Origin of the sequence: Pseudomonas sp. NBRC 111123, from assembly GCF_001320205.1 — a bacterium.
GTDB classification, from domain to species: Bacteria; Pseudomonadota; Gammaproteobacteria; order Pseudomonadales; family Pseudomonadaceae; genus Aquipseudomonas; species Aquipseudomonas putida_J.
Genome location: NZ_BCAZ01000084.1, coordinates 1 through 10,530, shown reverse-complemented (window position 1 = coordinate 10,530; position 10,530 = coordinate 1). Strand labels below are relative to the sequence as shown.

The 10,530-nt window shown below is 64.7% G+C and carries 8 protein-coding genes; 5 read left to right on the top strand and 3 right to left on the bottom strand.

What is annotated here, in order from left to right; translation table 11 throughout:
• Position 1: 1 nt before the first annotated feature.
• The 3 genes from APH27_RS25060 (at position 2) to APH27_RS25050 (ending at position 2,823) form a co-directional block, all read left to right on the top strand.
• On the top strand, positions 2 to 1,771 hold the full coding sequence (locus APH27_RS25060; protein ID WP_256250725.1) for a glycoside hydrolase family 15 protein: 1,770 nt from the start codon (positions 2 to 4) through the stop codon (positions 1,769 to 1,771).
• Positions 1,772 to 1,846: 75 nt separating this feature from the next.
• Complete coding sequence (locus APH27_RS25055; protein WP_060486187.1) at positions 1,847 to 2,203, top strand: VOC family protein; 357 nt, start codon at positions 1,847 to 1,849, stop codon at positions 2,201 to 2,203.
• Complete coding sequence (locus tag APH27_RS25050) at positions 2,203 to 2,823, top strand: TetR/AcrR family transcriptional regulator (RefSeq protein WP_027919701.1); 621 nt, start codon at positions 2,203 to 2,205, stop codon at positions 2,821 to 2,823. Before APH27_RS25055 ends, APH27_RS25050 begins: the two co-directional genes overlap by 1 nt.
• Before the next feature lie 58 nt (positions 2,824 to 2,881).
• Here the strand turns inward: APH27_RS25050 and preA are convergent, their stop codons facing one another.
• From preA to hydA, 3 genes are all read right to left on the bottom strand, one after another.
• A complete protein-coding gene (gene preA / locus APH27_RS25045) occupies positions 2,882 to 4,156 on the bottom strand; it encodes an NAD-dependent dihydropyrimidine dehydrogenase subunit PreA (RefSeq protein ID WP_060486186.1) in 1,275 nt (424 codons plus the stop codon).
• Positions 4,157 to 5,524, bottom strand: a complete 1,368-nt coding sequence (locus APH27_RS25040; protein WP_060486185.1) for an NAD(P)-dependent oxidoreductase — start codon at positions 5,522 to 5,524, stop codon at positions 4,157 to 4,159.
• A 93-nt stretch (positions 5,525 to 5,617) separates the two neighbouring features.
• Complete coding sequence (hydA, locus tag APH27_RS25035; RefSeq protein ID WP_060486184.1) at positions 5,618 to 7,057, bottom strand: dihydropyrimidinase; 1,440 nt, start codon at positions 7,055 to 7,057, stop codon at positions 5,618 to 5,620.
• A 618-nt stretch (positions 7,058 to 7,675) separates the two neighbouring features.
• Here hydA and APH27_RS25030 point away from each other — a divergent pair.
• Positions 7,676 to 9,175: an NCS1 family nucleobase:cation symporter-1 gene (locus APH27_RS25030; protein ID WP_060486183.1), complete on the top strand. Its 1,500-nt coding sequence runs from the start codon at positions 7,676 to 7,678 to the stop codon at positions 9,173 to 9,175.
• 11 nt (positions 9,176 to 9,186) lie between these two features.
• Positions 9,187 to 10,470: a Zn-dependent hydrolase gene (locus APH27_RS25025; protein WP_060486182.1), complete on the top strand. Its 1,284-nt coding sequence runs from the start codon at positions 9,187 to 9,189 to the stop codon at positions 10,468 to 10,470.
• The last annotated feature ends 60 nt before the right edge of the window (positions 10,471 to 10,530 follow it).

Sequence of the window (10,530 nt, the reverse complement as noted above, 5' to 3'; positions counted from 1 at the left end):
CCTGCTCGGCAACTGCCGTAGCGCCGCCCTGGTCAGCCGCGACGGTTCGATCGACTGGTTGTGCATGCCGCGTTTCGACGCCCCGGCCGTGTTCGCCGCGTTGCTTGGCAACGAAGAAAACGGCCGCTGGCGCCTGGCACCCTGCGACCCCATCGAACACGTCAGCCGCCAGTACCTGGGCGACACCCTGGTGCTGGAAACCACCTGGGTCACTGCCAGTGGCCGCGCCCGCGTGCTCGACTTCATGCCGCTGGACGAGGTCAACTCGGTGGTGCGCATCGTCGAGGGGTTGTCCGGCGAGACTCACTTCGAAATGGACCTGGTGCTGCGCTTCGACTACGGTCGCAGCGTCCCCTGGGTCGAGATGATCGACCCGTTGACGCTCAGCGCGGTCGCCGGCCCTGACCGCCTGATCCTGTGCAGCAGCGTGGAGCCTCACGGCCTCGACCACCACACCGTCGCACGTTTTCGCGTGGGTGCCGGCGAGCGGCAGATCTTCAGCTTGCGACACCAGCCCTCGCACGTGCCGGTGCAGCCCGACTGCGATATCGACCAGGCACTGCAACACACACTCACGCACTGGCAGGCGTTTGCCGACCGTTGCCCGGACGTCGGCCCTAACACCGGCCTGGTGCGCCGCTCGCTGCTCACCCTCAAGGCCATGACCTACGCGCCCACGGGTGGCATCGTCGCAGCGGTCACCACCTCGCTGCCCGAACGCATTGGCCACGAACGCAACTGGGATTACCGCTTCTGCTGGCTGCGCGACGCCACCATGACCTTGCTGGCCTTCATGAACCTCGGCTACTTCGATGAAGCCCAGGCCTGGCGTGAATGGCTATTGCGCTCGGTGGCCGGCAACCCCGAACAGATGCAGATCATGTACGGCCTGGGCGGCGAGCGTGACTTGCAGGAATACACCTTGCCGTGGCTGGCCGGCTACGAACACTCGCAGCCGGTGCGGGTCGGCAATGCGGCTGCCGGACAAGTGCAGCTGGACATCTACGGCGAACTGGCTGACGCCATGAGCCAGGCGATCAAGGGCGGCCTGCCGCGCCACCCGCGCAGTGCGGCGATTTCCCGGTTGATCCTGCCCTACGTCGAGCGTATCTGGCGCGAGCCTGACGAAGGGCTGTGGGAAGTGCGCGGGGGCCGTCAGCATTTCGTCCATTCCAAGGTCATGGCCTGGGTCGCCTTCGACCGCGCGGCGGGGCTGGCTGACACCACAGAGGAAGGCCGCGAGCATGGCCGCCACTATCGGCAGGTCGCCGACGAGATTCATCGGGAGGTCTGTGCGCGCGGGCTCGATGCCAGCGGCCAACACTTCGTCCAGGCCTATGGCTCGGCCGAGATGGACGCCAGCCTGTTGCAGATCGCCCTGACCGGCTTCCTGCCGGCAGAGGATCCGCGTTTTCAGCGCACCCTGGCACAGATCGAGCAACGCCTGCTGAAGAACGGCCTGCTGATGCGCTATGACAGCGACAGCTGCAGCGACGGGCTGACGCCGGGGGAGGGCACCTTCCTGGTGTGCTCGTTCTGGCTGGCTGATGTGTATGTGCTGCTGGGGCGCGAGGCCGAGGCGCAGGCGCTGTACCAACAGCTCACCGGCCTGTGCAATGACGTCGGCCTGCTGGCCGAGCAGTACGACCCTGCCGGCAAGCGCATGCTCGGCAATTTCCCCCAGGCGTTCAGCCATATCGGCATCATCAATACCGCGCTGAACCTGCACCGGGCACAGTGCCCGGTGCGCGACAGGGCAAGGTGTGGGTGAGCCTTCAACCGAGACGGCCCTTTCGCCGACATTGTCGGAGTAGACTAGCTCAATCCCATTCGGCAAGGAGCACGCATGAGCGTTCGTGGCCATGATCGGCAGATCGACAATATCGAGTTCAACGTCAGCGACATCGCACGGAGCAAGGCTTTCTACGGCAGCGTGTTCGGCTGGCGCTTCACCGACTACGGGCCGACCTACACCGAGTTCAGCGATGGTCGCTTGACCGGCGGCTTCACCACCGGCGAGGCGGTACGGCCGGGTGGGCCATTGGTCATCCTGTATGCCGACGACCTGGAGGGCACGCAACAGCGGCTCGAAGCGGCCGGGGCAACAATCAGCCGGGCGACGTTTGCCTTCCCGGGTGGCCGGCGCTTCCAATTCATCGACCCGGACGGGTATGAGCTGGCTGTATGGACGGCCCAAGCCTGATGGCCAACCACAAGATCGAAATCCGCCGTCGCAATATCGAGAAGATCCTGGTCGCCGCCGAAAAGGTCTTTGCCGAAAAGGGCTATGGCGCCACGTCCATGGGCGACATCGCCGAACAGGCCGAACTGCCACGTTCCAACCTTCATTACTACTTCAGCACCAAGGACGAACTGTTCCGCGCCGTGTTGCAGGACCTGCTGGATGTGTGGAAGCAGGACGCGCTGTGCTTCGAAAACTTCGACGACCCGCGGGTGGTGCTGACCAGCTACATCCGCGCCAAGATGGGCCACTCGCGTTCACGGCCGCTGGGCTCGAAGATCTGGGCCGAGGAAATGCTGCATGGGGCGCCGGTGCTGGGCGTGAACCTGGCCGAGAGCCTGGTGCCCTGGGCAAAGCTCAAGGAAGACAAGATCCGCCGCTGGGTGGCGCAGGGGCGCATTCTGCCGGTGGAGCCTTCGGCACTGCTTTACATGATCTGGGCGTCGACACAGCACTATGCCGACTTTGGCTACCAGGTAACGTTGCTGAACGAAGGTCAGCCACTGTCCGACAGGGCGTTCGAGAGCGCCGTGCAGACAGTGACCAGTGTGATCCTGCGCGGGATCGGGCTGGAGCCATGAAGCGGCGTCGCAGGTTGACGCGCTCCTGCAAGGGGCCGCGTCAGGCGGGCCAGGTGCTTCAGCTGGCCTCGCGGTAGGGGTTGCGAGGGTCCTGGGTCCAGTTCAGGTAAGGCTTGCCGGTATCCTGCGCGACCATCTCGATGCAGTTCTCCACCGGGCAGGTGATCTGGCACAGGTTGCAGCCCACGCATTCGTCCTCGATCACGCTGTAGGCATGCGTCCCGTCAGCTTTCAGCGTGCTGGCAATCGCCTGGTGCGAGGTGTCTTCGCAGGCAATGTGGCAACGCCCACAACCAATGCACGCGTCCTGGTCGATATGCGCCACCGACTTGTAGTTGATATCCAGGTACTTCCAGTCGGTCGTGTGCCCCACCGCTTGCCCGCGGAACGCCTCGAGGTTGCGGTGCCCGTGCTGGTCCATCCAGCGCGCCAGGCCATCCTTCATGTCCTCGACGATGCGGAAGCCATGCAACATCGCCGCCGTGCAAACCTGCACCGCACCGCTGCCCAGCGCGATGAACTCGGCGGCATCGCGCCAGTTGCCGATACCGCCAATGCCGCAGATCGGCAGCCCGCGGGTTTCCGGGTCGCGGGCGATTTCGGCGACCATGTTCAAGGCAATCGGCTTGACCGCTGAGCCGCAGTAACCCCCGTGGGTGCTCTGATCGCCAACGATAGGATGGGCGACCATGCGGTCCAGGTCGACGCTGGTGATCGAGTTGATGGTATTGATCAGCGACACCGCATCCGCTCCGCCGCGATGGGCCGCACGGGCCGACTGGCGGATGTCGGTGATGTTCGGTGTGAGCTTGACGATCACCGGCAGCGAGCAATGCGTCTTGCACCAGCGGGTAACCATCTCCACGTATTCCGGCACCTGGCCAACCGCCGCGCCCATGCCGCGCTCGGGCATGCCGTGCGGGCAGCCGAAGTTCAGTTCGATGCCATCAGCCCCGGTGGCTTCCACCAGCGGCAGGATGAATTTCCACGACGCCTCCACGCACGGCACCATCAGCGACACGATCAGTGCGCGGTCCGGCCAGTCCTTCTTCACCTGGGTGATTTCCCGCAGGTTGATCTCCAGCGAACGGTCAGTGATCAGCTCGATGTTGTTGATGCCCTGTACCTGGCGGTTGGGGCCAAAGTGCGCGGAGTAACGTGAAGACACGTTGACCGCCGCCGGGTCCTCGCCCAGGGTCTTCCAGACCACACCGCCCCAGCCGGCCTCGAAGGCGCGGACCACGTTGTAGGCCTTGTCGGTCGGTGGCGCAGAGGCCAGCCAGAAGGGGTTGGGTGCCTTGATGCCGGCAAATTCGATGGACAGGTCGGCCATTTACGCTGCCTCCACATTGAGCATGAGTTGGGCATGGATGGCTTCGGCGGCCAGCTTGCCATGTTGCACGGCCTGGACGGTGAGGTCCTGGCCCAGCGCGGTGCAGTCGCCGCCGGCATAGACGCCCGCCAGGCTGGTGCGCATGTTGTCGTCGACGCGGATACGTTCGCCGTCGCGCGCCAGTTGCGCGGCGACTGGGTCGCCGAGGCTGGTGTCGTCGAAGCCTTGGCCGATGGCCTTGAAAATGGCGTCGGCGGCCAGCTCGTAGGTTTCACCGGTGTCACGCAGGCGGCCGTCGGCCAGTTCCGTACGCATGAAGCGCATGCCACGTACGCGGCCGTCGTCATCGAGCAGCACGGCGTCGGGGCGGGCCCAGGTGTGCAGGCGCACCTGGTTGGCCTTGGCGATGTCCTGCTCGTGGCCGGTGGCTCCCATGTCGGCATGGCCGCGGCGATACACCAGGTTGACGTCGCGGGCGCCCAGGCGGCTCATCTGCACGGCCATGTCGATGGCGGTGTTGCCAGCGCCGATCACCAGGCAGCGATCGGCCAGGGGCAGTTGCGCAAGGTCATCGGCCTGGCGCAGTTCGCGGATGTACGCGGTGGCGGCGAGCAGGCCAGGGGCTTCTTCATCGGCCAGGCCGAGTTGGCGCACGGCGTTCAGGCCCAGGCCGAGGAACACTGCGTCGTACTGGTCGCGCAACTCGCCCAGGCTCAGGTTGGTGCCCAGGCGCTGGCCATGACGTATCTCGATGCCACCGATGCCGAGCAGGAATTGCACTTCGCGCTGGGCATAGTCGTCCACCAGCTTGTAGCGGGCGATACCGTACTCGTTGAGGCCGCCAGCTTTGTCGCAGGCTTCGAACACCACCACATCATGGCCGTGCATGGCCAGACGATGGGCACAGGACAGCCCGGCCGGGCCGGCGCCGACCACGGCGATGCGCTTGCCGGTGGCGGGCGAGCGCTTGAACGGGTGCTCGCTGAAATCGGCATTGTCCAGGGCGTAGCGCTGCAGCTGACCGATCAGCACGGGGGCGCATTCCTGGGCGTTGTTACGCACGCACGCTTGCTGGCAGAGAATCTCGGTAGGGCACACTCGGGCGCAGCTGCCGCCGAGGATGTTGGCCGACAGAATGCGCTCGGCGGCGCCTTGCAGGTTCTCGTCGCTGATGCGGTGGATGAACGACGGAATGTCGATTTCGCTCGGGCAGGCATTCACGCACGGGGCGTCGTAGCAATACAGGCAGCGGGCGCTTTCGACGGCGGCCTGGCGGGCGGTGAGCGGCGGGGCCAGGTCGGTGAAACGCTCGGCCAATTGGTCGCTGCCGGCGCGAGGGCGCGGCAAATGGTTCAGGGCATCGATCACGGTTGTAGCCTCTCTTTTCTTTTTGGTTGTGGCAGTCAACGGCAATACGGCGCCGCCCGGCCTCTGAGGGCCGGTACGGCAATGCGGGACAGGTCAGCGCTGAACGGGTGTCGGGCGCTGTTGCTCGGCGCGCCGGCCCAATACCTCGTACACCGAGGGGTAGGCTGGCCGCTCCACGTAACGACCGGCGCCAGGCTCGGCACGTAGGTCGCCATCGGCCCAGAGCACCTTGCCCTGGCTGATGGTGTGGCTGGGGATGCCGCGCACGGTGCGGCCTTCGAAGATGTTGAAGTCGACCCGCTGGTGGTGGGTCTGGGCGGAAATGGTGCGTGTGCCCTGCGGGTCCCACAGCACCAGGTCGGCATCGGCGCCGACGCGGATGGCGCCTTTGCGCGGGAACAGGTTGAAGATCTTCGCGGTGTTGGTTGAGGTCAGCGCAACGAACTCGTGCATCGACAGGCGCCCGCTGTTGACCCCGGCGTCCCACAGCACCGCCATGCGGTCCTCGATGCCTGCGGTGCCGTTGGGGATGCGGCTGAAGTCGTTACGGCCCATGGCTTTCTGCTCGGCGCAGAAGCAGCAGTGGTCGGTGGCGGTGGTGTGCAGGTTGCCCGATTGCAGGCCGCGCCACAGTGCTTCCTGGTGCTCGCGCGGGCGGAACGGCGGGCTCATCACGTAGCCCGCGGCAGTCGCCCAGTCCGGGTTGCGGTAGACGCTGTCGTCGATCAGCAGATGGCCCGGCAGCACCTCGCCATACACCGGCTGGCCCTTGGCCCGGGCGTAGGTGATTTCGTCCAGCGCCTCACGGCTGGAGATATGCACCACGTACAGCGGGGTGCCGATGGTTTCGGCAATGCGGATGGCGCGGCTGGCGGCTTCGCCTTCGACTTGTGACGGGCGCGACAGCGGGTGCGCCTCCGGCCCGGTCAGGCCCTGGGCCAACAGTTTCTGTTGCAGGTGGTAGACCAGCTCGCCGTTCTCGGCATGCACGGTGGGCACCGCACCCAGTTGCAGGCAGCGCTCGAAGCTGGCCACCAAGGTGTCGTCGGCCGCCATGATGGCGTTCTTGTAGGCCATGAAGTGCTTGAAGCTGTTGACCCCATGCTGGCTCACCAGCTCGCCCATTTCCTCGGCGACCTGTTCGCTCCACCAGGTGATGGCGACGTGGAAGCCGTAGTCGGACGCGCTCTTCTGTGCCCAGCCGCGCCAGGTGTGGAAGGCGTCCAGCAGCGACTGCTGCGGGTTGGGGATGACGAAGTCGATGATCGAGGTAGTGCCACCGGCCAGTCCTGCTGCAGTGCCGCTGAAGAAGTCTTCGCTGGCGACCGTGCCCATGAAGGGCAGCTGCATGTGGGTGTGTGGGTCGATGCCGCCGGGCATCAGGTACTGGCCGCTACCATCGAGGATCTGGCAATCGGCAGGGGCTTCGAGGTCTTTGCCGATGGCGCGGATCTGGCCATCGACACACAGGACATCGGCGGGATAGCTCTCTTCATGGGTAACCACGGTGGCGCCACGGATCAACAGGGACATGCCGTCTTCCTCGCAGGCTGACCGGTCTGTGCCGGTTCTTGAAATTGTTATGTGCCAGTGGCTGGAGGACGGGTGTTAATCCTGTCAGAACTGACAAGAATGGAATCTAGATGCAGATTCGGGATTGTTCAAGAAAATAATTTACAGGTTTATTCGTTTAATAAATTGTTGATATATAACGAATAATTGCCGTGATCACCAAAATGGTGAGGCCTTTCACCATTTTGACGCACTTGACAAGAAGCCAAATTGGTCAAGATTTTCCATGCAAAATCAGCTGCTTGATTCCTGGCTTCGAGGCGCAGGCCGCGCCGATGAAAAACCAGGCTGCACCAGTTTGAAACCTGTTGCAGGGGCCAGGGCCGGCCCAAGGTGGCGCAAGCGGCAGGCGAGGGAATAACCGTGCCCGCGCCTGCCGCGCAACAATGCTTTGCAGATCAGTTGATTACCTCCGGTCGGCGGCGGCCGGCCGGGTGGGCGCAAGCCGACCCGGCACGCATTTTGAGTATGGCCACAACCGCCAGGCCGGACCGGAGGAGCAGTACTGGTGGTGTGTGTACTCCGGCCATCGCGTTAGCCCGATGAGCAAACAACTAGAAGAAATCTGGAGAAGGCCCCATGCAACAGAGCAGATCGGAAGTGATCGAGCAGGCAGGCCTGTTCGAGCTGTCCGCAGGCAGTGACGTCCTCGACAGCCCGCGCTACAACCATGACATCGCGCCCACCCAGGTGCACCAGCGCACCTGGAACAAATGGCACATCACCGCGCTGTGGGTGGGCATGTCCATCTGCGTGCCCACTTACACCCTGGGCGGCGTGCTCACGGCCTACTTTGGCCTGAGCGTGGGTGAGGCCCTGCTGGCGATTCTGCTGGCCAACCTCATCGTGCTCATCCCGCTGACCCTCAACGCCTTCCCCGGCACCAAGTACGGCATCCCGTTCCCCGTGCTGCTGCGCTCGTCGTTCGGCATCCTGGGTTCCAACGTGCCCTGCCTGATCCGTGCGGTGGTGGCCTGTGGCTGGTTCGGCATCCAGACCATGTTCGGCGGCCTGGCCATCCACCTGTTCCTCGGCTCGATCTTCGAGGGCTGGAAATCGCTGGGAGGGACCGGCGAGGTGATCGGTTTCATGATCTTCTGGGCACTGAACCTGTGGGTGGTGCTGCGCGGTGCCGAGTCGATCAAGTGGCTGGAGACACTGTCGGCCCCGCTGCTGGTCGCGGTCGGCTTCGGCCTGTTGTTCTGGGCCTTGCCGCACATGTCGATGACCGAGTTGCTGGCGCAGCCACCCAAGCGCCCGGAAGGTGCCAGCGTGGTCGGTTACTTCTGCGCAGGTCTCACGGCCATGGTGGGTTTCTGGGCCACCTTGTCGCTGAACATTCCCGACTTCAGCCGCTATGCCAAGAGCCAGAAGGACCAGATCCTCGGGCAGGTTTTCGGCCTGCCGCTGACCATGTTCCTGTTCGCTTCGCTGGGCGTGATCATGACCGCAGCTTCCGCCTCGCTGGTGGGCGAGACAGTGTCGGACCCGGTCAGCCTGATCGGCAAGATCCACAGCCCAGGCTGGGTGGCGCTGGCCATGGCGCTGATCGTGATCGCCACGCTGTCGACCAATACCGCGGCCAATATCGTCTCGCCGACCAACGACTTCCAGAACATCGCCCCGCGCCTGATCGGGCGCACCCGCGCGGTGTGGCTGACCGGTTTGATCGGCCTTGCACTGATGGGCCACGAACTGCTGAAGAAGCTTGGCTGGATCGTTTCCGACCTGAGCCTGGAGAGCGTCTATTCCAACTGGTTGCTGGGCTACTCCAGCCTGCTCGGGCCGATCGCCGGGATCATGGTGGTGGACTACTTCCTGATCCGCCGCCAGCAGCTGGACCTGGCCGGCCTGTACCGCGATGACGTGTACCCGGCGTGGAACCTGGCGGGCTTTGCCGCCTTCGCCTTGCCGGTGGCGCTGACCGTGCTGGCCGTCGGCAACAGCAGTTTCAGCTGGTTCTACGACTATGGCTGGTTCACCGGGTCGCTGCTGGGTGGGGCGCTGTACTACGCCCTGGGTGGCGTGGCGGTGCGCGGGCCGGCAATCGCGCCAGTACAAACCAATAAAAATGCCTGAGGAGAAACACCATGAGCCCATCCCAGCATGTGCTGAAATCCACCGAGCGCCACGTCGACAGCGCACGCCTGTGGCAATCGCTGATGGAGCTTGCCCGCCTGGGCGCCACGGCCAAAGGGGGCGTCTGTCGGCTGGCGTTGACCGACCTCGACCGCCAGGCCCGCGACCTGTTCGTCGAATGGTGCGAGGCTGCCGGTTGCAGCGTCAGCATCGATGCAGTGGGCAATATCTTCGCCCGTCGCCCTGGGCGTAACCCCAAACTACCACCGGTGATGACCGGCAGCCATATCGACACCCAGCCCACTGGCGGCAAGTTCGATGGCTGTTTCGGGGTCATGGCCGGGCTGGAGGTGCTGCGTACTCTCAATGACCTGGGCATCGAGACCGAGGCACCGCTGGAAGTGGTGGTGTGGACCAACGAAGAAGGGTCGCGTTTTGCCCCCTGCATGATGGGTTCAGGTGTATTCGCCGGCAAGTTCACCCTGGAAGAAACCCTGGCCAAGCGTGATGCCCAGGGCGTGTCGGTTGGCGAGGCGCTGAACGCCATCGGCTACGCTGGGCAGCGAGCGGTGCTTGGCCACCCGGTCGGTGCCTATTTTGAAGCGCATATCGAACAGGGGCCGATCCTGGAGGATCAGGCCAAGACCATCGGTGTAGTCCTTGGTGCACTGGGGCAGAAGTGGTTCGACCTGACCCTGCGCGGTGTCGAAGCCCACGCCGGCCCGACCCCGATGCACCTGCGCAAGGACGCCCTGGTGGGTGCCGCTGCCGTGGTCGAAGCGGTCAACCGCACCGCCCACGCGCACCAACCCCATGCCTGTGGCACGGTCGGTTGCCTGCAGGCCTACCCCGGTTCGCGCAACGTGATCCCGGGCGAGGTGCGCATGACCCTGGACTTCCGTCACCTGGAAGGCGATCAGCTTGAGGCGATGATCGCCGAGGTGCGCGCGGTGATCGAGGCGACGTGCGCCAAGCATGGCCTGAGCCATGAACTGGTGCCCACGGCGGACTTCCCGGCGCTGTACTTCGACCGCGGTTGCGTCGATGCCGTGCGCGAGTCGGCACAGGCGCTGGGCCTGCCGCACATGGACATTGTCAGCGGGGCAGGGCATGACGCGATCTTCCTCGCCGAACTGGGGCCGGCGGGGATGATCTTCGTGCCTTGCGAAAATGGCATCAGCCACAACGAGATCGAGAACGCCACGCCGGAGGATCTGGCGGCGGGTTGCGCAGTGTTGCTGCGGGCCATGCTGGCGGCGTCGGAGGCAATCGCCAGCGGGCGCCTGGCGGCATAACGACGCGCTGTAGGGGCTGCTGCGCAGCCCTTCGCGGGCAAGTCGGGGCGCCGAACCGCC